A 21,400-nucleotide genomic window follows, 5' to 3' on the forward strand; every position below is an offset into this window, starting at 1 on the left:
GGAGAACAAGCATGCCGAAGGGATACTGGATCGCCCGCGTCGATGTGCGCGATGCGGAAGGCTACAAGGACTATGTCACTGCCGCCAAACCGGCTTTCGATCGTTTCGGCGCGGTTTTCCTGGCACGAGGCGGTGCGCATGAAAAAGCAGAAGGGCCGGGCCGCGACCGCAACGTGATCATCGAGTTTCCGTCATTGGCTGCGGCGCACGATTGCTATCACTCGCCCGAATACCAGCACGCCGTCGCGATCCGGCAGAAGGTGGCCGACGGCGAGATCGTGCTGATCGAAGGGGTTTAGTTCAGCGGCCACCGCCGTGGCGTGCATAGTCATTTGGAACCGTCGCAAACTGCCCGCGGCGTTCAGACCGAATGCAGGATGTAAAGCTTGCGCGTTTTCTCATGGATGATCCATTCGCCCTCCCAGCCAAGCGGCAGGACGAGCAATTCGCCGGGTCCGACATCTTTGGCCGCGCCACCAGGACCGTGCAGCGTCACGCGGCCGGACACGATGTGGCAAATCTCGGAATTCGTGTCACGGCGCGCGGTGAACCGGCCTTGCGAACATTCCCAGACACCGACTTCGATCTTGCCATCCTCCGAAGTCCAAAGCGTGTTGGCTGCTTCCAGCTGATCGCCTTCCAGCGAGGTGGGCTTCGGCTGGGGCTCACCGAGGTCGATATGCGCCAGGTGGGCGAAGGTCTTGAAGTCGATCATTGCCAAATCCTTGAAGTGATGCGGTTCAGTGCCCGGTGATGCGATCGGCCAGGGCAGCCAGCCGCGACGTGCGCGGCAGCCCCTTTGCTTCCCGCTCGTCGGCAATTCGATAGAGCTGATACATCGAATGGACGCCAAGCCAGCGCAGCGGCTCTGGCTCCCACTTGCGCACGGTTCGATTGATCCAGGGAAGCCGCGTCAACTCGGTGTCGTTGCCCAGCAGCAGATCGCGCAGAGTGCGCCCCGAGAGGTTCGAGGTGGAAACGCCTAGGCCGACATAACCGCCGGCCCAGCCTATTCCGGTCTGCCTGTCAAAGCCCACCGTCGTGCACCAGTCGCGCGGCACGCCCAGCGTTCCACACCACGCGTGGTCGAGCTTGAGCCCCTTGGTCTGCGGCAGAAGCGTCGTCAGGATTTTATGCAGCTTGTCGATCGTCGCCTGCTGGGTGACGCCTCGAACGTCGGTCTTCGAGCCGAACCGATAGGGCACCCCGCGCCCGCCCATGGCAATGCGTCCTTCCCGGGTGCGCTGGGCGTAGCAGTAAGTGTGCGCGGCGTCGCCGAGCACCTCGTAGCCATCCCAGCCGATTTCGCTCCACAGCTTGTCGGAAAGCGGCTCGGTGACCACGATGGCGCTGTTGAGCGCCAACCACAGTCTTTCGTGGCCGGCGATTCCCGCGGTAAAACCCTCGGTCGCCCGCACGATCTTTTCGGCCCGCACCACGCCCCGGTTGGTTGCGACCTTGCCGCTCTCGATCGACAGCACGGTCGTCTGTTCGTAGATCGGGATGCCGAGCCGCTCCACTGCCCCGGCGAGCCCCTGCACCAGCTTTGCGGGCTGAATCCGCGCAACCTTCTTGATGACGAAGGCGCCGCGGGCGTTGTGTACCGCTATGCGCCGACGCATCTCGGCTGCATCGATATACCCGACGCGCTCGTCGGTCAGCGCCCAGGATCTGGCATGGGCATACATCGCCTTGGCGCGCTGCTCCTGCGCCTCGTTGGTTGCGACCAGCAGTTCGTCGGTGCGACGAATGTCGGCGTCGATGCCTTCAGCTTCCGCAACCGATATGACCTCGTTCACCGTGCCCGTCATTGCCGCCTGCATGGCGATGACTCCAGCGCGCGAGGTTGCCTCCTCATATTTTTCGCGCGACCATGAGAAGCCGCCGGACAGCCAGCCGCCATTGCGCCCCGAAGCACCGAAGCCGGCGAACTCCTTCTCGATGACGACAATATTGAGATGCGGGGCTGCCTGCTTCAGATAATAGGCGGTCCAAAGGCCGGTGTAGCCGGCCCCGACGATACAGACGTCGGCCGCGATATCGCCCTGCAGCGGCGGCCGATAGCCGGGCACGCCGCCGATGTCGGCATACCAGAATGAAACGTCGCCGTTCTTCTTCACGTCCATTGTCGCGATTTTTCCCAGACAGGATTTTAGGTCAGCGTGAAATCGGCATTCTCGTCGTCGGCCAGCAGCTTCACGTCGTTGCCCGCGAATACGAGGTCGACCTCGTCGCCGATGGCGAAGGTTTCGGCCTCCAGCGTCGAGCGCACGATCGCCTTCGAGGTGTCGGCCAGCACGACCTCGTATTTGGAGCCAGATCCGAGATAGATGGCCTCGCCGATGCGCCCGGGCAGGGTGTTTCGATCTTGTCCGCCCTTTCCCCGCCTGGCGAGGCTCAGCTTCTCCGGCCGCAGCAGCATCACCGGCTTGGCGCCGTCGGCAAGGCGTTTGGCGGCGGCCACTTTCCGTCCGGCTACGTCGATGGCGGTCTCGTTGCCGGAGGTGGAGGCTGCGCCACGCAGTATCGTCGAGTCGCCGACGAACTTTCCGACGAACAACGTCTCGGGCTCGTCGTAGAGTTGGCGACCGGTGCCGATCTGCTCGATGCGTCCCTGGTTGAACACGGCGATGCGGTCCGAGAGGACCAGGGCCTCCTCCTGATCGTGCGTGACGTAGACGAAGGTGGTGCCCAGTTCGCGGTGGATCCGTTTGATCTCGAGCTGCAGCCATTCACGCAGCTTCTTGTCGAGTGCGCCGAGCGGCTCGTCCATCAAGAGCAGCGGCGGGTCGAATACGATGGCACGCGCCAGCGCGACGCGCTGCTGCTGTCCGCCGGAGAGTTCGCTGGGGAAGCGGTGGCCGAAATCGGTCATCCTCACCATGTCCAGCGCCTTGCGCACCCGGGCCGCGCGATCGGGATTGGCGATGCCGCGCAGGGTCAGCGGATATGCGACGTTCCTGCTCACCGTCATATGCGGGAACAGCGCGTAGTGCTGGAAGACGACGCCGATATTGCGTTTGTGCGCCGGCACGCCGATGACGCTTTTGCCGCCGACATCAAGCGAACCCGAGCTGACTTCGGTGAAGCCGGCGATGACGTTGAGTGTGGTCGTCTTGCCCGAACCGCTGGGTCCGAGCAGCGTCATGAACTCCCCCGGCTCGATGCGCAGCGAGACCTTGTCGAGGGCGATGAAGCTGCCATAGTGTTTGCTGACGGATTTGAGATCTATGGCTGCGCCGCGGGTCGATGGTGAGGCCATGTCAACGTTTTCCCTGTCTCGAACCGATCAGCAGCCCCGCCCCGATCACTAGCGACGTCACTATGAAGAGCAGCGTGCCCACTGCCGCAACGGTGGGGTCGGCGTCCCGGGTGATGCTCGAGAATATCTGGACCGGCAGTGTCTTCAGATACGGGCTGGTGATGAACAGCGCGACGATGATCTCGTCGAATGAGGTCACAAACGCAAACAGCAGCCCTGACAGGATGCCCGGCGCGATCAGCGGCAAGGTCACCGTCCTGAACGCCGTCAGCCGGGTCGCGCCGAGGCTGGCAGCAGCAGTCTCCAGCCGTTTGTCGAAGACTTCCAAGCTGGCGGAGACGGCGATGATGACGAAAGGAACGGCGAGCATCGTGTGGGCCAGCACGAAGCCGGTCATGGTGCCGACCAACCGCGTATCGAGATAGACCGCATAGATTCCGACGGCGAGCACCACCCCCGGCACGACCATTGGCGTGATCAGCAGCGCGCGCAGCACGCCGCTGACGCGACTTTTCATGCGATCGAGGCCGAATGCCGCCAGCGTGCCGATGACGGTGGCGAACAGCGCCGTGACGACGGCAACCTTGAGCGAGCCGACCAGGCTCGCCGACCATTCGGGGTTGGTGAAAAAGTTCTGGTACCACTGCCAGGAAAAGCCGGATGGCGGAAAGGCCAGCGACTTCTTGTCGTTGAACGACATCGGCACGACCACGATTGTCGGTGCGACCAGCCAGACCGCGACCAGCAGGCAGTACAGACCGAGCAGGATTCGACCGGGCTGTTTCATCAGCGCCTCGAGCCCATCTTGTGCGGTTGACGCGACAGCGGCGCTGCGAGCGCGAGCAGGACGAAGGTGGCGATCAACAGCACCACACCCATCGCACCGCCGCGGCCCCAGTTGAGCAGGCTGAGCACCTGGTTCTGGATCAGGGTCGAGAGCATGGTCGACCGCGGACCACCGAGCAGCGCCGGGGTGATGTAGAAGCCGAGTGCAAGAATGAAGACGATGATGGCGCCCGCGTAGACGCCCGGAAGCGAGAGCGGCAGATAGACCTGGGCAAAGGCGCGTGCCGGGCTCGCGCCGAGGCTCCGTGCCGCCTGCATAAGCCGCAGGTCGATCGTCTTCATCACCGAATAGAGCGGCAGGATCATGAACGGCAACAGCACCTGCGCCATGCCGATCACCACGCCTGTCTGCGTGCGGATCAGCTTGACCGGGCTAAGGCCGACAGCCCTGATGACGGAGTTGATCACGCCGGAATCCTGCAGCAGGATGACCCATGCCAGAGTGCGCACGACGCCGCTCACCCAGAACGGCACCAGCACGCACATAATGAGGACGAGCCGCATCCTGGGTCCGACCGCGGTCATCACATAGGCATAGGGATAGCCGGCGATGAGACATACCAGCGTCACCCAGGCGGAGATCGCGAAGGTCCGCTGAAGCACGGTCAGATTGACCGGTGTGCCGAAGAACCAGGCATAGTTCTGCCATCCCCATTGCGGCTCGGAAAAGCTGCGCAAGGTGACGATGGCGAGCGGCAGGCCCAGGCAGATGACGAGCAGCAGCAGCGCCGGCGCGACGAGCCAGAAAGCCTGTCCACGAAACCAGCGCCGCCGGCCGTCTGCCGTGACAGCCGGAACAGTGTCCCGGCTGTCGATTGCTCTCGTTGCCACGGCGGCGGACCTAATTGCCGGCCATCAACCCGTTCCACTTTTCGTTCGCCACCTCGAAGTTCTCCACCCAGAACTTGATGTTCTGCTGATAGCCAAGCTTCAGCTTGTCCGGCGTGTTGGTCATGAACGCCGCGGTGATCTCGTCCACTTCGGGCTTCGCGTCCTTGTGGATCGGGGTATACGAGGTGGTTTTTGCAAGCGTCTCCTGCGCGCTCTTGCCGAGATAGGCGTTGATCAGCGCATGCGCCGCGTCGGGGTCCTTGACGCCCATCGGAATGGTCATCTGATCCATCACCACCAGCCAGTCCTGCCACGCCGGCGTGTACTTCGCGCCGTTCTTCACCGCGGTCATGGCACGTCCGGTCCACATCGCGATCATGTCGGCTTCGCCGGATTCGGCGAGCTGCTGGGAATCGGCGCCGGTCTTCCAGAAGATCGTGTCCGGGCCGAGCGATTTCACCTTCTCGATAGCCTTGTCGATATCGGCAACGGTCATGTTTTCGACCGACCCGCCGGCGGCGAGCAGTGCCTGCTCGATCATGCCGCCGGACAGTCGCCGCTGCCCTCCAGGGCGCGCGAGCCCGGGAATTTCTCGATGTCGAAGAAATCCTTCCAGCTCTTGGGCGGGTTATCCTTGTACTTTTCGGTGTTGTACATCAGCACCACGCCATAGTTCATGGCCGGCACGCTGCATTCGCTGATCTGGCCCTCCGGAATGTTGGACGTATCGATCTTTGAGAAGTCCAGCTTCTGGAACAGCTTGCCGCAATAGACGTAGGGCGGGAAATCGCCGGTATCGACAACGTCCCAGGTGACATTGCCGGACTCGACCTGCGCCTGCAATTTCGAGATCTCGGTTGGCCCGTCGCTGAGCAGCGTCACGCCTGACTTGTCGACGAACTCTTTCAGCGCGGCGATCTGACCATCCTGATAAATGCCTCCATACGAGACGAAGGTGAGCGTCTTGCCCTTCAGCGAGCCCTCGGCCACCTCGCCCGCCACCGGCTTGCTCTGCGCAAGCGCTGCTGTGGTGATCATCAGCAGCCCGAGCGCGGCCGCCTGTCCGATCTTGGTCTTCATGTTTTATCTCCCATTTATGTGCGCCCGCATTAGTTCGGTCCGTCCGGCTGCGAGCCTTGTCCGGGCGTGTATCGATTGAGTTCCGCCGCGCCACTGGTCGGGGGCGCGATGATCCAGAGCACCTGCGCCGGCGTCTTGCCGACATTCTCTGTACGATGCGGCGTCGAGGTTGCGTATTCGATGCTGTCGCCTTCGTTCATGACGAAGCGCTCGTCTGCCAGCGTCAGCTCGACTGTGCCCTTCAGGACGACGAACATCTCGTGCTTGCCGCCATGCGTGTAAACGTCGTCGCCGGTCGAGCCGCCGACGTCGAACTCCCCCGAATAAACCTCGAATTCATGGATCGGCCGCCGCGACAGCAGCGTCTTTCGGCAACCGTGGCTGATCGGCAGCAAGGGGCGGTCGGCTCTGGTAAGCACCTTGTGGAACCCACCTTCGGTCTGCTCGAACAGGTCGTTGATGCCGAGATCCAAGGCTGCCGCGATCCGCATCAGGGTGCTGGCGCTGGCGCCGCTCAGATTGCGCTCGAGCTGGCTGATGAAGCTCGCCGTCGTGCCGACCATGTCGGCCAGCTGGCGAAGCGAAATGCGTCGGGCCATGCGAATGGCCTTGATCCGGCCGCCGACATGCTTGGCCTTGCCGGCCTCCGTCGCCGCCAGCGCGGCTACCTCCGGGAATGTCGCACGGTCGACTTTCACCGAGTGCCTCCTTCACTTAACACCCTATTAAGTGAAATGTCGCAACGCAAGCCATTTGTCGAGGTACGGTCCTGGCCCGTCGGCGCGCCTGCGTACGCGGGCGCTGCTCATTTCGTGGGCGAGGCCAAAAAACGGCTCGCGGCGGTCGCGGCCATCGCATCGGCGAGGCCCATCCCCCATTGCGTCCGGCAATAGGCGCGGAAATCGAAGCAGGGCAGGCCGGGGCAGACCTCGAACTCGATGAGACGGATGCTATCGTCGGCTTCGACCCGGAAATCGACGGAAAACACATCCCGCAGGCCAAGCCCGATCATCAGGCTTTGCGCGATCCGTCGGATCCTTGCATCGGCTCGCGGCTGGCTGGCGGCAACCGGCAGCAGCATCGGCTCGGCATATGTTCCCGCCGCCCTGGCAGCCTCGCCGGTGTCGCCGTAGAGCGCCAGGCTGTCTCCCATTGTCTGGAAATCACTTCCGGAATCGACAAAGACGATGCCGAGCGCTTCGACGCCGGTGTCCGGCTTCAGACCGAGAAAACTGGCGCGCGCATTGCGCCCGGTGACGTAGGGCTGCACGACGACATCGTCGCGATAGGCAGCGAAGACGCGCCGGCTAAGCTCAAGCGCGTGGCCGAGATCTCTGCTGCGCGAATCAGGCCAGATGCCGACCTTGGCGCCGAGCCGGTTCGGCTTGACGAACCAGCCGGCTGGCGAAGCCGGTGGCTCGATAAGCCAGCGGCCGTCGCGTGCTAAACCGGATTGCGGCACCGGCAGGCCGAGTGCGCCGAGCACGGCGCCGGAGCGGAACTTGTCCTGGCAGAGCGCAAACAGCGCATCATCGGCGCCGAGCAGCTTCAGGCCGTTCAGCCTTGCCAGCGCCGGCGCCGCACCGCCACGGAAATAGGCGATGCCGTCGGTCAGCGTCCACACCAGCGTCGTCTTCGGATCCTCACCGGCAAGCAGATTTGCGGCATCGTCGAGCGCCACCGGCGCGAAGGACAGGCCGCGCGTCTGGCAGGCTGCGGCCAGCGCGTCGAACTCAGGGGCGATGTCGGTCGATTGCGCCAGATAGGAGGCGATTTCGGCGGCGCGCCCCGGCACGTGGCCATCGGCAACCAGCCGCTCGAAGCAGGCGTTTTCCGGCTCGTAGACTAGGATCAGCTTCGGCCTGCGGCTTGACATGGCATCAACGATTCCTGGCGATGAACTGATCCTGGCAGGGCGATGGCCTACCATCGTATGGCGAATATATCAGGCTTTCGCGGAATCGACGTCAGCCAGGCGCATGCGCGACAGTGCTGGCGCGATCTTCCTGTCTGACCATGATCTTTCCGAACCGAAGGTTCGGGATCATGGTCTAGGCAATCAGCACGCGCGGCTCGAAGCGGCCGTTGACCGGAATGTCGAGCAGAAACGTCATGCCGGCTTGCGGGTCCAGCAGGCGCTGTTTCTCATCCTTGCCCGACCAGGCTGAGGTGACCGCCAGCCGGTCGGCATTCCTGCCGACAAAGGCCGGGCAGGACGGCTGCGTCACCGGCATCGCGACCGAACGGATGTGCTTGCCGTCAGGTCCGTAGCCTTCAACGACGCTGCCGCCCCAGCACGCGTTCCACAGGACACCGTCGCGATCGAGCACCGAACCGTCGATATAGCCCTTGGCCTTGCGGTGATCGACGAATATCTTCGGCTCGCCAGCCGGCAGGCCGGTCGCCGGATCGCAGCCGACGCGCATCAACAGGCCGGTGCTGGTATCGGTGTAATGGGCAACGGTTCCATCTTCGGAAAAACAGATCGAGTTCGACACCGTGATGTCTGAATAGAGCCGGCGCAATTCACCCCTGAAGAACCAGTAGATCGAGCCAGCGGCCTTTGCCTCGCCCTTGCCCATCGTGCCGACCCAAAAGGCGCCGGATGGATGGACGCGCGAATCGTTCGAGCGCGTCGTCACATTGTCGGCCTCGATGGCCGTATGCAGCGTCATTTTGCCGGTCGCCACGTCGCGGACATGCAGGCCGGTTTCGGTGGCGATCAACTGTCTTTTGTCGTCGACGACGGCGATCGCGCTGGCCATTTGGCCAAGCTCGTGGATTTTGACGGCACCGCCGGACAGGGGCTTTTCCAGAAGTTGGCCGTTGACGATGTCGAACCAGTAGAGCGTTTCGGTGGCGGGGTCATAGCTCGGGCCTTCGCCGAGTTGACAGACATGGTCGGAAAAAACCGAAACGATGGCTTCGCTCATGGCGCTGCTCCAAACGCTGCGTCCCAGGCCGCGACTGCGGCCTGCGCCCGCGTTGCCACCTCGTCGACGCTCATACTAGGCTTGAACAGGCTGGAGCCGAGGCCGAAGACGCTGACACCGGCCGCCTTGTAGCCGGCAAAGTCCTTCTCCGACACGCCGCCGACCGCGCCGACCAGCGTCTCAGCCGGCAAAACGGCGCGCATCGCCGCGATCCCGGCCGCGCCGAGCACGCTGGCCGGGAAGAATTTCAGCGCCGAGGCGCCGAGCCGGATGGCCTGGAAGGCTTCGGTCGGCGTGAATACGCCCGGCATCGTCACCATGCCGTAATTCATGGCGCGACCCATGACCTCGGCATCGATGTTGGGGCTGACCAGCAGCCGCCCGCCGGCCTTCTCCAATCCGTCGACATCGGCTGCGGTCAACACGGTGCCGGCGCCGACCAGTGCCGTCGCCGGCAGCGCCTCCACGATCTTTGCGATGGAGACAAACGGGTCCGGCGAATTGAGCGGCACTTCGATCGCTTCGATGCCGGCCTCGAAGATCGCCCGGCCGACGGCCACCGCCTCGTCCGGCTTGAGGCCGCGCAGGATGGCGACAAGCCCGCGCTCGAGCTTCGGAAACGATGCGGTCTCGGTCATGCGGCAACTCCAGCAATCATGCCATTTTTGCGCGCCGCCTCTATCAGGCCGGCACGCACCGCCTCGTCGGCATCGACGGCTCTCACCGCAAGCCCGGCAAGACCGAGCGCCTCAGTGTAGAGGGTGCCGAGCGCGCCGGATGCGACCAGCACGATCGACGCCGAGCCTTTTCGATAGCGGCGGCTGGCCGAGGCGATCTCGCCGCCGATCAGCAGGCCGGACAGGCAAGCAGCGGCATCGTCGGGTTTCAGGTCCTGCAATAGGCCCGCAGCGCGGATCGAGAACAGCCTCGATGTGACATCGCCGCCCTCGGCCAGCGCGATCTCGCACCAGCGCTGGAAAAACGGATTGCCTGGTGCAACCGGCTTGGGCTGCTCGCCCAGCGAATGGCGCAGGATCGAATGCGCCGCCAGCACCGAAAACAGCTCGCCGGTCGGCCAGGTGCCAAAACCGGCAACGGCGCCGTCCTCGACCAGCACCCATTTGGAGTGGGTGCCGGGCATGCAGACGAGATGGCGGCTTGTTGCCGGCAAACCGGCGCCGGCAAGCTGCGTTTCCTCGCCGCGCATGACGTCAGGCGCGTCGGCCTGGCGCTGGGCAAGGCCCGGCACGATGCGGATGTCGCGGCGCTGGCCGGGAACGCGCGCAGCACCGGCAAGGATGGCGCCGATCGGCGCCGGCACGCTGACATAGGGCGCCTCCAGCCAGCCCTGGCGAGAGCCGGCCATGCCGCAGATGATCACGGGCATCGCTTCCGGCGCGCCCATCGCCGCCAGATGTCCTTCGAGGATGGTCGAAAACCCGGCCGCCTGCGCGGTGATCAGCCCGTCGTCGCCGCGACGCTCGGCGAGGACATTTCCGGCCTCATCGACCAGCCAGACCCTGAGACGGGTGGTGCCCCAATCGACGGCGGCCACAGAAGGCACGTTGCTCGCTGAGTTCACAGGAAGCCCCCGTCGACGATCAGCATCTGCGCGGTCAGCATGCGCGAAGCGTCCGACGCCAGGAACAGCACCGTGCCGACGACGTCTTCCGGCTGCATCACCTGCTTGATGCATTGCTTGGCCACGTGGGCGGCGAGCGCCTGTTCGGTGACCCAGAGCTGCTTCTGCCGCTCGGTGATCACCCAGCCGGGTGCGATCGCATTGACGCGAATGCCGTCGGGGCCGAGCTTGCCGGCAAGCCCCTTGGTCAGGCCGACGATCCCGGCCTTGGCGGCGGTATAGGCCGGCATGTCGGGGTGATTGATTAGGAATGACGTCGACGTGAAGTTGATGATCGAGCCGCCGCCGGCGCGCTTCATGCCCGGCGCCACCGCCTGTGCGGAGAAGAAATGCGGACGCAGGTTGACCGCCTGGTTGTTGTCCCAGAACTCCACGGTGACGTCTTCCACCGCGTGGCGATCGTCAAGTGCTGCATTGTTGACCAGCACGGTGACGTCGCCATGCGCCTCTGCGGCCCTGGCGGCCGAAGCCCGCAGCGCCTCGACGTCGCGTATGTCGGTCTTGAGATAGAGGGGGCGGCGGCCGAGATCCTTTTCGATGCGGTCGGCCAGCGCCAGGCTCGGGGCGTCGGCGATGTCGATGAAGGCGACCTTTGCCCCCTGGCGGGCAAAACCCTCGGTCAGCGCCGCGCCGATGCCGGAGCCACCGCCGGTGATCAGCACCGAAGCGCCCTCAAGGTCGGCAAAGCGCGCCGATGGCATCATTTTTTTCTCCCTGCGCATGACCCCGAAAATCGGTTTCGATTTTCGGAAACGATCATGCGCAAAATCAAAGTGCTACAGCATCCTTTGCGCGTCCAAAAGGACGCGCGGCGCCGTAGGCTCGGTCGGCGCGCATCCTAGCCAGCCCGGTCGGGGGAGCAAGCGAGAAAAAGCAAATTCGCGGGCTTATGTCTGACAAGTCGCTCGTCAGCCGAACAGGAATCGTTGCTGCCGGCGCAGCCGAACCGGGCAAGGCGCTCCGCTGCGCCTCAGCTACGCCCAGCAGGCAATCCTCAAAATGTCGCGATTGGCAGATGACCGGGGAGGTTGTAAGGGCAAGCAGCCCATCCGATCCGCCGGAGATCCGCCATGCCTCTGAAAATCGCCGTCCAGATGGACCACATCTCCACCGTCTCGATTGCCGGCGACACGTCGTTTGCGCTGTCGCTGGAAGCGCAGCGGCGCGGCCACCAGCTGTTCCATTATACGCCCGACCGGCTGTCGCTGCGCGACGGCAAGGTGTTTGCCGGCGTCGAGGAAATGCAGGTCCGCGACGAGAAGGGCAATCACTATTCGCTCGGCGAGAAAGTGCGCACCGACCTGTCGGAGATGGACGTCGTCCTGCTCAGGCAGGACCCGCCGTTCGACATGAACTACATCACCACGACGCATATGCTCGAGTGCATCCATCCCAGGACGCTGGTGGTCAACGACCCGGCCTGGGTGCGCAACAGCCCGGAAAAGATCTTCGTCACCGAGTTTCCCGACCTGATGCCGGAAACGCTGATCACCAAGGACAGCCAGGAGGTTGCCGCCTTCCGCAAGGAGTTCGGCGACATCATCGTCAAGCCGCTCTACGGCAATGGCGGCGCCGGCATCTTCCACCTGCATGAGGCCGATCGCAACCTCGCCTCGCTGCTCGAAATGTTCGGCCAGATGTTCCGCGAGCCCTACATCGTGCAGCGCTATCTGAAGGAGGTGCGAGCCGGCGACAAGCGCATCATCCTGATCGACGGCGAGCCGGTCGGCGCCATCAACCGGGTGCCGGCCGAGCATGATTCGCGCTCCAACATGCATGTCGGCGGCCGCGCCGAAAAAACCGAACTGACGGAGCGCGAACGCGAGATCTGCGCCCGCATCGGCCCGTCGCTGAAAGAGCGCGGCTTCATCCTCGTCGGCATCGACGTGATCGGCGACTACATGACCGAGATCAACGTGACGTCGCCGACCGGCGTGCGCGAGGTAAAACGCTTCGGCGGCGCCGATATCGCCAGCCTGTTCTGGGATGCGGTCGAGGACAAACCCAAGTAGCACCCATGCTTGCCGGAACAGCGGTTTTCCGATCCGTAGCCGATGCGACGCCATCAAGGCACCACGTTCGATTGTTCCCGTAATGTTCTTGCCTTTGCCCAAAATCTGTGGTTGTCTCAGATGACGCCGTTCGCGGCATGATCGCATGGGCTTCGGGCGAGCCCATGTCCGGGGGCAGAAAAATGGTTGCGCGGGTCCGCACGGTCGCTTTCCAGGGCATCGAGGCCGTGCCGGTCGACGTGCAGGTGATGATCGCGCCCGGCAAGGTTAACATGCACATCGTCGGCCTCGGCGACAAGGCGGTGGCCGAAAGCCGGGAGCGAGTGCAGGCGGCGCTGCACGCATCGGGCCTGTCGATGCCGTCGAAGAAGGTCACCGTCAATCTGGCGCCCGCCGATCTGCCCAAGGAAGGCAGCCATTACGATTTGCCGATCGCGCTTGGCCTGATGGCGGCGCTTGGCGCCATTCCAGGCGACATGCTGGCCGGCTATGTCGTGCTTGGCGAACTGTCGCTCGACGGCACCATCGCCGCGGTGGCCGGCGCGCTGCCGGCGGCGATCGGCGCCAATGCCGAAGGCAAGGGCCTGATCTGTCCTTTCGCCTGCGGCCCGGAAGCGGCGTGGGCCGGCAAGGATTTCGACATCCTGGCGCCGCGCAGCCTGATCGCCATCGCCAATCATTTTCGCGGCACGCAGGTGCTGTCGCGGCCGGAGGCAGGAATCCATGCCTCGGCGCGCGACCTGCCGGATCTTGCCGACATCAAGGGCCAGGAGACCGCCAAGCGGGCACTCGAAGTGGCGGCGGCCGGCGGCCATAACATGTTGATGATCGGTCCGCCAGGATCGGGAAAATCGATGCTGGCGCAGCGGCTGCCGTCGATCCTGCCGCCGCTGGCGCCGAGGGAATTGCTCGAAGTCTCGATGATCGCCTCGGTGGCCGGCGAGCTTGGTGAAGGCAAGCTGACCGACCGGCGGCCGTTCCGCGCGCCGCACCATTCGGCCTCGATGGCGGCGCTGGTCGGCGGCGGCCTGCGCGTGCGGCCGGGCGAGGCCTCGCTGGCCCACCACGGCGTGCTGTTCCTCGACGAGTTTCCCGAATTCTCGCCGCAGGCGCTCGACGCGCTGCGCCAGCCGCTGGAGACCGGCGACTGCATGATCGCCCGCGCCAATCATCGCGTCACCTATCCGGCGCGCATCCAGCTGGTCGCGGCGATGAACCCGTGCCGCTGCGGCATGGCTGGCGAGCCGGGCTATCGCTGCCTGCGCGGCGACCGTTGCCGCACCGACTACCAGGCGCGCATATCCGGCCCGCTGCTCGACCGCATCGATCTCCGGATCGAGGTGCCGGCGGTCTCGGCCAGCGATCTGATCCGGCCGGACCGGGCGGAGAAGAGTGCCGATGTGGCGCTGCGCGTGGCCCGCGCGCGGACAACCCAGCGCGAACGTTTCGAGCGGCTCGGCGCGACCTCCGTCACCACCAATGCGCACTGCTCACCCTCTGTTATCGAGGAGATCGCGATGCCGGATGCATCAGGCCTGGCGCTGCTCAGGGATGCCAGTGAAAAGCTCGGCTTTTCGGCGCGGGCCTATCACCGGGTGCTGAAGGTGGCGCGGACATTGGCTGATCTCGAGGCCAGCGAGACGATCGGCCGCATCCATCTGGCCGAGGCGATTTCGTACCGCATGAGCTCGGAGCGGATGGCGCAGGCGGCGTGACGTTCCGCTCCCCCTTGAGGGAGGGTGACCGGCCCGGCCCGCCGCGGCAGCTACTTAACCGGGATCATGAGATGTGCGTAGGGAGTGCCCGCCCACATCACATATGGCTTGGACGTGTCAGGTTTGGGGTCCGCCGGATAGCCCTGCATCATGTCCATTGCATTGACGACCATCACGTGCGGGCCGGTCTCTATCCAATTGTTGCCTTCCTCGGGCTTCGTCGCAAAAGGATCGGTGTTGCTGCCGTCGCTGCCGCCGGCCAGCATATACATGAAGCCGACCTTGCCCTTGGGCGGTTCCTTCTTTTCCATCCACGCCATTGCCCATTCCATCGAGTTGGCATCGCCACACATTGGATCCGGGCCAGGTGTGGCCGGGTGGTCCGGCATGCACCAGAAGCCGTTTGTACCCTCGCGCAGTGTGCGCATCGCACCCTTCTCATCCATAGCGTGAATCGCAGCGCCGCTTGCTACAGCGGGGGGTGCAGCGGATTCAGCGCTCTTGATCATCGCAGCGTCATCGGCGGCTGCGCCTTGCATCGCAACCAAACTGCCCGCCGCCACAATCGCAGCGACCGTCAGAAGCCGTTTCATGGCCGTTCTCCGGTTTTGAGTTCTTGTGCATGATGTCGGACGCACGGCCTCTCAGAGCCGTTTGTCGGTGGTTAAATCGTAGCAGATCGCGTGCACCGGGACAACGATGTTTTAGCAATTGCTAATATCTGTCGGGTTATACTAAAACTCTGTTCGCGCTATCGAGGGGCTTTCCTTCGCCTTCAGCTCCAGCCGCCGCGCGTGCAGCACCGGCTCGGTGTAGCCGTTGGGCTGGACCCGGCCCTTGAAGACGAGGTCGCAGGCGGCGAGGAAGGCGATCGACTTGTCGAAGTCAGGGGCCATCGGCCGGTAGAGCGGATCGCCTGCATTCTGGCGGTCGACGACGCCGGCCATGCGCTTCATCGTCTCCATCACCTGGTCTGAGGTGCACACGCCGTGATGCAGCCAGTTGGCGATGTGCTGCGAGGAGATGCGCAGCGTGGCGCGGTCCTCCATCAGGCCTATGTCATTGATGTCAGGCACCTTCGAGCAGCCGACGCCCTGGTCGATCCAACGCACGACATAGCCCAGAATGCCTTGCGCGTTGTTGTCGAGCTCGTTCTGGACCTCCTCCAGCGACCAGTTCGGCCGCACCGCTACCGGCACCGACAAGATGTCGTCGAGCTTTGCCTTGGGGCGGCTCTTCAGCGCCGCCTGCACAACGTGGACGTCGACCTTGTGGTAGTGGGTGGCGTGCAGCGTCGCCGCTGTCGGCGACGGCACCCAGGCGGTGTTGGCGCCGGCCCTGGGATGGGCGATCTTTTCCGCCAGCATCGCCGCCATCAGATCGGGCATCGCCCACATGCCCTTGCCGATCTGGGCGCGGCCGGCCAGCCCGCATTCCAGCCCGGTGTCGACGTTCCAGGCTTCGTAGGCGGCAATCCAGGCGGCCTGCTTCATGTCGCCCTTGCGGATCATCGGGCCGGCTTCCATCGAGGTGTGGATCTCGTCGCCGGTGCGGTCGAGGAAACCGGTGTTGATGAAGACGACGCGATCCTTGGCGGCGCGGATCGCCTCCTTGAGGTTGACGGTGGTGCGCCGCTCCTCGTCCATAATGCCCATCTTGATGGTGTTTTTCGCCATGCCGAGCAGCGCCTCGACACGGTCGAATATCTCGACGGCGAAGGCGACTTCCTCCGGCCCGTGCATCTTGGGCTTTACGACATACATCGAGCCCGCGCGGGAATTGGCGCGTCGTCCGTTCGGGCCGACATCGTGCAGCGCGATCAGCGCCGTCATCGCCGCATCCATGATGCCTTCCGGCACTTCGTTGCCGTCGCGGTCCGTTATCGCCGGGTTGGTCATGAGGTGGCCGACGTTGCGGATCAGCATCAGCGAGCGGCCGGGCAGGGACAGCGCGCCCCCATCAGGCGCGGTGTACGACCGGTCGGGATTGAGTTTTCGCGTAAACGTGCTGCCGGCCTTGGTGATCTCCTCGGCAAGATCGCCCTTCATCAGGCCGAGCCAGTTGCGGTAGACCAAAACCTTGTCCTGCGCATCGACCGCCGCCACCGAATCCTCGCAGTCCTGAATGGTGGTCAGCGCCGATTCCAGCACGACGTCGGCAATGCCGGCCGGATCGGTCTTGCCGATCTGGTTGCTGCGGTCGATCACAATCTCGATATGCAGGCCATTGCGGGTGAGCAGGACGGCTTCGGGATTGTCGGCGTCGCCGCGATAGCCGGCAAACTGTTTGGGATCCGCGAGCGTGGAGGCGCCGGCGCCCTCGCCGAGCCGCAGCATGCCGTTGGCCACGGAAAGCCCGTTCACCCCTGCCCATTTGCCGGTCGTCAGCGGGACCGATTCGTCGAGAAAACCCTTCGCCCAGGCAATGACCTTGGCGCCGCGCTCGGGATTGAACTTGGCGCCCTTCTCAGCGCCGTCGGTCTCTGGAATGGCATCGGTGCCGTAGAGTGCATCATAGAGCGAGCCCCAGCGCGCATTGGCGGCGTTCAGCGCGTAACGCGCGTTCATCACCGGCACCACCAATTGCGGCCCGGCAACCACCGAGATCTCGGGGTCGACATTGTCCGTCGTGACGGAGAAGGCCGGCCCTTCCGGCACGAGATAGCCGATTTCCCTCAGGAAATCCCTGTAGGCTTCCATGTCGCTGGGCGCGCCATTGTCGCGATACCAGCGGTCGATCTGGCCTTGCAGCGCGTCGCGCTTTGCGAGCAGAGCCCGGTTCTTCGGCGCCAAATCATCCACGATGGCCGAGAAGCCGGTCCAGAAGGCGTCGGCTGCAATGCCGGTTCCCCGCAACGCCTCGTTCACGACGAAATCATAAAGCTCGCGGGCAATCCGCAATCCGGCGATTTCGACGCGATCGGTCATCGGGGCTTCTCCAGACGAAAGGCTTTGGCCGGGCCTTTGACATGTCAGGGTGGCAGGGTCAATTCAGCTTAGGGTGAAGGTAGGGCAAATCGCTTCCATTTCGAATGCCGCCTCACCCTTTGCGTTGACGCAGGCTGGTGCGGCTCCCCCTTCTCCCACAAGGCGCCCTACACCGCGATCCTTGGCCTGCCCGACGCCACTGCCACCACATGCGCCTCGATGAACATGCGCTGGCCCTCGACGGTCGAGACGCGGAATTCGCTGGCGATCTCAATTTCGGCGCTGTCGGTGCCGGCGTCCCTGGCCCGCCCGGCGGCAATGGCGCGGACGTCGGTTTCCGCCGCCGCGATCGCCGCCGCCTCGTCTAAAAAATCGCGCACGGTTTCGCCCGAGGCGACGCGAAACAGCCCTTCCTGGGGCTGGCTGACGCGCGCCTCCGCCGAAACCCTGACCTGGCCGACGACGGCGCCGAGCGCATTGGCGACATCGGTATCTTCGGGCACCAGGCAGTCATGGCCGACCAGCGGTGGCAGCCCGGCATAATGCAGCGGCGCTGAGGCGCCGAGGCCGATGACCGGGCGGTCGAGCGCGACGCTCAGCCGTGCGATGCCGGGATGCGCGTCAACGGCGCGCTGGACCAGCGCGTGCGCCACGGTCGCCGCGCCATCCAGCCCGTCCTCGGCAAAGGCGGTTTCGAGGATGACTTCCGCCGACAGTCGGGTCAGCGTGGTCAGCACCCGTTCCGAGATCGCCTCCGGCGTGGCGGCGATCGCCTGTCCGCGGCCGTCGCGCTTGCGGGCGAACAGCTCGGCACCGAGCCGAGCCGTGGCGGCATCCCAGTTGGCCTGCTTGCCCAGCACATGGGCGGCGTCCGACGGCGTGAAGCCGGCAACATGCACCAGCCCGCGCGACACCAACCGGTTCAAGGTGGCGTTCTGGGCATTTGATGTCAAAAGCCTGTCGACGGCGAGCGGGGTCGCGCCGATCAGCTCATAAAGCTTGGCCTCGGCGCCGGTCAGGCCGGCAGCCAGCCGCTCCGGCACGCCGGTCCTGACCGCAAGCCGGCCATCCATGCGGCTGGGGTTAGGCGCGCGGATTTGGCGTTCCAGTTCGACAGTCACCGCTTCGCCATGCATCATGCCGGCCAGCGCCAGCGGCACCAGGCGGCGCGGCCCGAGCAGGATTCTTGGGTTGAGCGCGCCGTCCTCCAGCGTAACTTCGGAATCGCCGCCGAGCCCAAAGGTGCGCATGGCCACCGCCTCGACCATGGTGCGGAAGCCGCCGACGGTGGCGCCTTCCGGGTCAAGCCTGGGACGGCCCTGGTCGAGCACGGCAACGTCGGTGGTGGTGCCGCCGATGTCGGAGACGACTGCATTGTCGAGGCCGGTCATGTGGCGAGCGCCGACAAGGCTGGCGGCCGGGCCTGAAAGAATCGTCTCGATTGGCCGCTGGCGGGCGAAGGCGGCGGAAACCAGCGCGCCGTCGCCGCGCACCACCATCAGCGGGGCGGCGATGCCGCGCGCGGCAAGAAAGCCCTCGGTCGCCGCCACCAGCCGGTCGATCATCGAGATCAGCCTGGCGTTGAGCAGCGTCGTCAGCGCCCGGCGCGGGCCGCCGAGCTTGGCCGAAAGCTCGTGGCTGGCGGTGACCGGCAGGCCTGTTATGCCGCGGATCAGGTTCCGCGCGCTTAGCTCATGCGCCGGGTTGCGAGTGGCGAAATAGGCGCAGACGGCAAAGCCGGACACCGAGGCACCGAGTTCCGGCAGCGCTGCCTCCAGCCCGGACAGATCGAGTTTTGCCGCATTGCCGTGGACATCGTGGCCGCCGGGGCAGAACACGACAGGGTCGGTGCCGAGTGCGGCCTTCAGCCCGTCGCGGGCAAGGTCGCCCTCGGAAAAGCCGATCATCACCAGCGCGACGCGGCCGCCCTGACCCTCGACCAGCGCGTTGGTGGCAAGCGTCGTCGACATCGACACCAGTTTTATTGCTGCCGGATCGGTGGCGGCTTTTTGCAGCACCGCATCGACCGCGCCCGAAATGCCGACCGCCAGATCGTGGCGGGTGGTCAGCGCCTTGGCCTTGGCCAGAACCTTTCCGTTAGCGCCACCGGCTTCCGACCACAGCACGGCATCGGTATAGGTGCCGCCGGTGTCGATGCCGAGGAACAGGGGGGAGGATTTGGCGGTCATTGGCGGATCCGGGATTTTGCTCCCCCGCCCTTAGCCGATACGCGCCGGCGGATAAAGCCGCGAGCGCTGGGCCACGAAGCCTGATCCCCCTCAGCTACGCGCGGACGGCTTCTCAATCGCCCATCTTCAGCGCCTGGATAAACGCCTCCTGCGGGATGTCGACCTTGCCGAACTGGCGCATCCGCTTCTTGCCTTCTTTCTGCTTGTCGAGCAGCTTGCGCTTGCGCGAGACGTCGCCGCCGTAGCATTTGGCCGTGACGTCCTTGCGCAGCGCCGAGATCGTCTCGCGGGCGATGACCTTGCCGCCGATCGCCGCCTGGATCGGGATCTTGAACAGATGGTTCGGGATCAGTTCCTTCAGCTTCTCGCACATCAGCCGGCCGCGCTTTTCTGCCGCCGTGCGATGGACCAGCATCGACAGCGCGTCGACCGGCTCCTCATTGACCAGGATCGACATCTTGACCAGGTCGCCTTCCTTGTAATCGGTAAGGTGATAGTCGAAGGAGGCGTAGCCCTTGGAGATCGACTTCAGCCGGTCGTAGAAGTCGAAGACGACCTCGTTGAGCGGCAGGTCGTAGGTCAGCATGGCGCGCTTGCCGACATAGGACAGGTCGGCCTGGATGCCGCGCCGGTCCTGGCAGAGCTTTAGGATGCCGCCGAGATACTCGTCCGGCGTGAGGATGGTGGCGCGGATCCACGGCTCCTCGATGGCCGATATCTTGACCACGTCGGGCATGTCGGCGGGGTTGTGCAATTCCTTGGTCGTGCCGTCGTTCAAAAGCAGCCGGTAGACGACCGACGGCGCCGTGGCGATGAGGTCTAGGTTGAACTCGCGCTCCAGCCGCTCCTGGATGATTTCCAGATGCAGCAGGCCGAGGAAGCCGCAGCGATAGCCGAAACCGAGCGCGGCACTGGTTTCCATTTCAAAGGAGAAAGAAGCGTCGTTGAGGCGCAGCTTGCCGACTGCGGCGCGCAGATCCTCGAAATCGGCGGCATCGACCGGGAATAGGCCGCAAAACACCACCGGCTGCGCCGGCTTGAAGCCGGGCAGGGCCTGTGCCGTCTGGCGCTTGTCCTCGGTAATGGTGTCGCCGACGCGGGTGTCGGCGACTTCCTTGATCGAGCCGGTGAAGAAGCCGAACTCGCCGGGTCCGAGCTCGTCGACATTGATGCGGGCCGGGGTGAAGACGCCGGTGCGCTCGACCAGGTACTTGGCGCCGGTGCCCATCATGCGAATGGTCTGGCCCTTCTTCAGCACGCCGTCGATGATGCGGACCAGCACGATGACGCCGAGATAGGCGTCGTACCAGCTGTCGACCAGCATCGCCTTCAGCGGGGCAGCAATGTCGCCCTCGCGCGGCGGCGGCAAATCGTTGACGATCGCCTCCAGCACATCGGGAATGCCGAGCCCGGTCTTGGCCGAGATCAGCACGGCGTTGGAGGCATCGATGCCGATCACCTCCTCGACCTGCTCGCGGATGCGCTCGGGCTCGGCGGCCGGCAGGTCGACCTTGTTCAGCACCACGACGATCTCGTGGTTGTTGTCGATGGCCTGATAGACATTGGCCAATGTCTGCGCCTCGACGCCTTGCGAGGCATCGACGACCAGCAGCGAGCCCTCGCAGGCGGCCAGCGACCGCGACACTTCATAGGCGAAGTCGACATGGCCGGGCGTGTCGATCAGATTGAGGATATAATCCTCGCCATTGCTGGCGTGGTATTTCAGCCGCACCGTCTGCGCCTTGATGGTAATGCCGCGCTCGCGCTCGATATCCATCGAGTCCAGCACCTGCTCCTTCATGTCGCGCAGCTCCAGCCCGCCGGTCAGCTGGATCAGCCGGTCGGCAAGCGTGGATTTGCCATGGTCGATATGCGCGACGATGGAGAAATTGCGGATGTTCTTGATCGGCGTGGTCATGTCGGGCGCTTTAGCAGGGGCAGCTTGCCCGGGCAAGCGGCCGGG

At 64.6% G+C, this 21,400-nt stretch carries 18 protein-coding genes and 1 pseudogene; 3 read left to right on the forward strand and 16 right to left on the reverse strand.

The features are described 5' to 3' along the window. Positions 1 to 11 precede the first annotated feature (11 nt). Positions 12 to 299, forward strand: a complete 288-nt coding sequence (locus M727_RS0123470) for a DUF1330 domain-containing protein (protein ID WP_027154690.1) — start codon at positions 12 to 14, stop codon at positions 297 to 299. 62 nt (positions 300 to 361) lie between these two features. Here the strand turns inward: M727_RS0123470 and M727_RS0123475 are convergent, their stop codons facing one another. The 12 genes and pseudogenes from M727_RS0123475 to M727_RS0123530 all read right to left on the reverse strand — a co-directional run bounded on the left by M727_RS0123475 (position 362) and on the right by M727_RS0123530 (position 11,298). Continuing rightward, entirely contained in the window at positions 362 to 715 is a 354-nt protein-coding gene (locus M727_RS0123475; RefSeq protein WP_027154691.1) for a cupin domain-containing protein, read from the reverse strand. A 25-nt stretch (positions 716 to 740) separates the two neighbouring features. Next, positions 741 to 2,126 (reverse strand): FAD-binding oxidoreductase, encoded by a 1,386-nt coding sequence (locus tag M727_RS0123480; RefSeq protein WP_027154692.1) that lies wholly within the window; start codon positions 2,124 to 2,126, stop codon positions 741 to 743. 26 nt (positions 2,127 to 2,152) lie between these two features. After that, positions 2,153 to 3,262, reverse strand: coding sequence for an ABC transporter ATP-binding protein (locus M727_RS0123485; RefSeq protein WP_027154693.1), 1,110 nt, complete (start codon positions 3,260 to 3,262; stop codon positions 2,153 to 2,155). Position 3,263: 1 nt separating this feature from the next. Next, positions 3,264 to 4,049, reverse strand: coding sequence for an ABC transporter permease (locus tag M727_RS0123490; RefSeq protein ID WP_027154694.1), 786 nt, complete (start codon positions 4,047 to 4,049; stop codon positions 3,264 to 3,266). Next, positions 4,049 to 4,939, reverse strand: coding sequence for an ABC transporter permease (locus tag M727_RS0123495; RefSeq protein WP_027154695.1), 891 nt, complete (start codon positions 4,937 to 4,939; stop codon positions 4,049 to 4,051). Before M727_RS0123495 ends, M727_RS0123490 begins: the two co-directional genes overlap by 1 nt. Positions 4,940 to 4,949: 10 nt before the next feature. After that, positions 4,950 to 6,019: pseudogene (locus M727_RS37155) on the reverse strand (extracellular solute-binding protein). 29 nt (positions 6,020 to 6,048) lie between these two features. Continuing rightward, complete coding sequence (locus M727_RS0123505; protein WP_027154696.1) at positions 6,049 to 6,717, reverse strand: XRE family transcriptional regulator; 669 nt, start codon at positions 6,715 to 6,717, stop codon at positions 6,049 to 6,051. A 107-nt stretch (positions 6,718 to 6,824) separates the two neighbouring features. After that, a complete protein-coding gene (locus tag M727_RS0123510; RefSeq protein ID WP_027154697.1) occupies positions 6,825 to 7,895 on the reverse strand; it encodes a hypothetical protein in 1,071 nt (356 codons plus the stop codon). 175 nt (positions 7,896 to 8,070) lie between these two features. Next, a complete protein-coding gene (locus M727_RS0123515) occupies positions 8,071 to 8,952 on the reverse strand; it encodes an SMP-30/gluconolactonase/LRE family protein (protein WP_027154698.1) in 882 nt (293 codons plus the stop codon). Beyond that, positions 8,949 to 9,590 (reverse strand): 2-dehydro-3-deoxy-6-phosphogalactonate aldolase, encoded by a 642-nt coding sequence (locus M727_RS0123520; RefSeq protein ID WP_027154699.1) that lies wholly within the window; start codon positions 9,588 to 9,590, stop codon positions 8,949 to 8,951. Before M727_RS0123520 ends, M727_RS0123515 begins: the two co-directional genes overlap by 4 nt. After that, positions 9,587 to 10,534 carry a 2-dehydro-3-deoxygalactonokinase gene (locus tag M727_RS0123525; RefSeq protein ID WP_027154700.1) on the reverse strand — a complete coding sequence of 316 codons (948 nt, stop codon included), beginning with the start codon at positions 10,532 to 10,534 and terminating at the stop codon, positions 9,587 to 9,589. The genes M727_RS0123520 and M727_RS0123525 overlap by 4 nt, the downstream gene beginning before the upstream one ends. Continuing rightward, positions 10,531 to 11,298, reverse strand: a complete 768-nt coding sequence (locus M727_RS0123530) for an SDR family oxidoreductase (RefSeq protein ID WP_027154701.1) — start codon at positions 11,296 to 11,298, stop codon at positions 10,531 to 10,533. Before M727_RS0123530 ends, M727_RS0123525 begins: the two co-directional genes overlap by 4 nt. A 366-nt stretch (positions 11,299 to 11,664) precedes the next feature. Between M727_RS0123530 and gshB the strand changes: the two genes are divergently transcribed. Together gshB and M727_RS0123540 are read left to right on the forward strand one after the other, a co-directional pair. Further along, positions 11,665 to 12,606, forward strand: coding sequence for a glutathione synthase (gshB, locus tag M727_RS0123535; RefSeq protein ID WP_027154702.1), 942 nt, complete (start codon positions 11,665 to 11,667; stop codon positions 12,604 to 12,606). A gap of 182 nt (positions 12,607 to 12,788) precedes the next feature. Continuing rightward, on the forward strand, positions 12,789 to 14,321 hold the full coding sequence (locus tag M727_RS0123540; protein ID WP_027154703.1) for a YifB family Mg chelatase-like AAA ATPase: 1,533 nt from the start codon (positions 12,789 to 12,791) through the stop codon (positions 14,319 to 14,321). Between the two features lie 50 nt (positions 14,322 to 14,371). Here M727_RS0123540 and M727_RS0123545 read toward each other — a convergent pair whose 3' ends face one another. From M727_RS0123545 to lepA, 4 genes are all read right to left on the reverse strand, one after another. Then, positions 14,372 to 14,914, reverse strand: a complete 543-nt coding sequence (locus M727_RS0123545) for a hypothetical protein (RefSeq protein ID WP_027154704.1) — start codon at positions 14,912 to 14,914, stop codon at positions 14,372 to 14,374. A gap of 141 nt (positions 14,915 to 15,055) precedes the next feature. Continuing rightward, on the reverse strand, positions 15,056 to 17,248 hold the full coding sequence (locus M727_RS0123550) for a malate synthase G (RefSeq protein WP_027154705.1): 2,193 nt from the start codon (positions 17,246 to 17,248) through the stop codon (positions 15,056 to 15,058). A gap of 167 nt (positions 17,249 to 17,415) precedes the next feature. Beyond that, complete coding sequence (locus tag M727_RS0123555) at positions 17,416 to 19,437, reverse strand: hydantoinase/oxoprolinase family protein (protein WP_027154706.1); 2,022 nt, start codon at positions 19,435 to 19,437, stop codon at positions 17,416 to 17,418. Between the two features lie 112 nt (positions 19,438 to 19,549). Continuing rightward, positions 19,550 to 21,355: a translation elongation factor 4 gene (lepA, locus tag M727_RS0123560; protein WP_027154707.1), complete on the reverse strand. Its 1,806-nt coding sequence runs from the start codon at positions 21,353 to 21,355 to the stop codon at positions 19,550 to 19,552. Positions 21,356 to 21,400: the final 45 nt, after the last annotated feature.

It is taken from the genome of Mesorhizobium sp. WSM2561, from assembly GCF_000513915.1.
GTDB lineage: Bacteria > Pseudomonadota > Alphaproteobacteria > Rhizobiales > Rhizobiaceae > Mesorhizobium > Mesorhizobium muleiense.

What these genes read in the sequence shown, in the direction of transcription:
- M727_RS0123470 (WP_027154690.1), top strand. Translation starts at nt 12, where the DNA reads ATGCCGAAGGGATACTGGATCGCCCGCGTCGATGTGCGCGATGCGGAA.
- M727_RS0123475 (WP_027154691.1), bottom strand. Translation starts at nt 715, where the DNA reads ATGATCGACTTCAAGACCTTCGCCCACCTGGCGCATATCGACCTCGGT.
- M727_RS0123480 (WP_027154692.1), bottom strand. Translation starts at nt 2,126, where the DNA reads ATGGACGTGAAGAAGAACGGCGACGTTTCATTCTGGTATGCCGACATC.
- M727_RS0123485 (WP_027154693.1), bottom strand. Translation starts at nt 3,262, where the DNA reads ATGGCCTCACCATCGACCCGCGGCGCAGCCATAGATCTCAAATCCGTC.
- M727_RS0123490 (WP_027154694.1), bottom strand. Translation starts at nt 4,049, where the DNA reads ATGAAACAGCCCGGTCGAATCCTGCTCGGTCTGTACTGCCTGCTGGTC.
- M727_RS0123510 (WP_027154697.1), bottom strand. Translation starts at nt 7,895, where the DNA reads ATGTCAAGCCGCAGGCCGAAGCTGATCCTAGTCTACGAGCCGGAAAAC.
- M727_RS0123515 (WP_027154698.1), bottom strand. Translation starts at nt 8,952, where the DNA reads ATGAGCGAAGCCATCGTTTCGGTTTTTTCCGACCATGTCTGTCAACTC.
- M727_RS0123520 (WP_027154699.1), bottom strand. Translation starts at nt 9,590, where the DNA reads ATGACCGAGACCGCATCGTTTCCGAAGCTCGAGCGCGGGCTTGTCGCC.
- M727_RS0123530 (WP_027154701.1), bottom strand. Translation starts at nt 11,298, where the DNA reads ATGATGCCATCGGCGCGCTTTGCCGACCTTGAGGGCGCTTCGGTGCTG.
- gshB (WP_027154702.1), top strand. Translation starts at nt 11,665, where the DNA reads ATGCCTCTGAAAATCGCCGTCCAGATGGACCACATCTCCACCGTCTCG.
- M727_RS0123540 (WP_027154703.1), top strand. Translation starts at nt 12,789, where the DNA reads ATGGTTGCGCGGGTCCGCACGGTCGCTTTCCAGGGCATCGAGGCCGTG.
- M727_RS0123545 (WP_027154704.1), bottom strand. Translation starts at nt 14,914, where the DNA reads ATGAAACGGCTTCTGACGGTCGCTGCGATTGTGGCGGCGGGCAGTTTG.
- M727_RS0123550 (WP_027154705.1), bottom strand. Translation starts at nt 17,248, where the DNA reads ATGACCGATCGCGTCGAAATCGCCGGATTGCGGATTGCCCGCGAGCTT.
- M727_RS0123555 (WP_027154706.1), bottom strand. Translation starts at nt 19,437, where the DNA reads ATGACCGCCAAATCCTCCCCCCTGTTCCTCGGCATCGACACCGGCGGC.
- lepA (WP_027154707.1), bottom strand. Translation starts at nt 21,355, where the DNA reads ATGACCACGCCGATCAAGAACATCCGCAATTTCTCCATCGTCGCGCAT.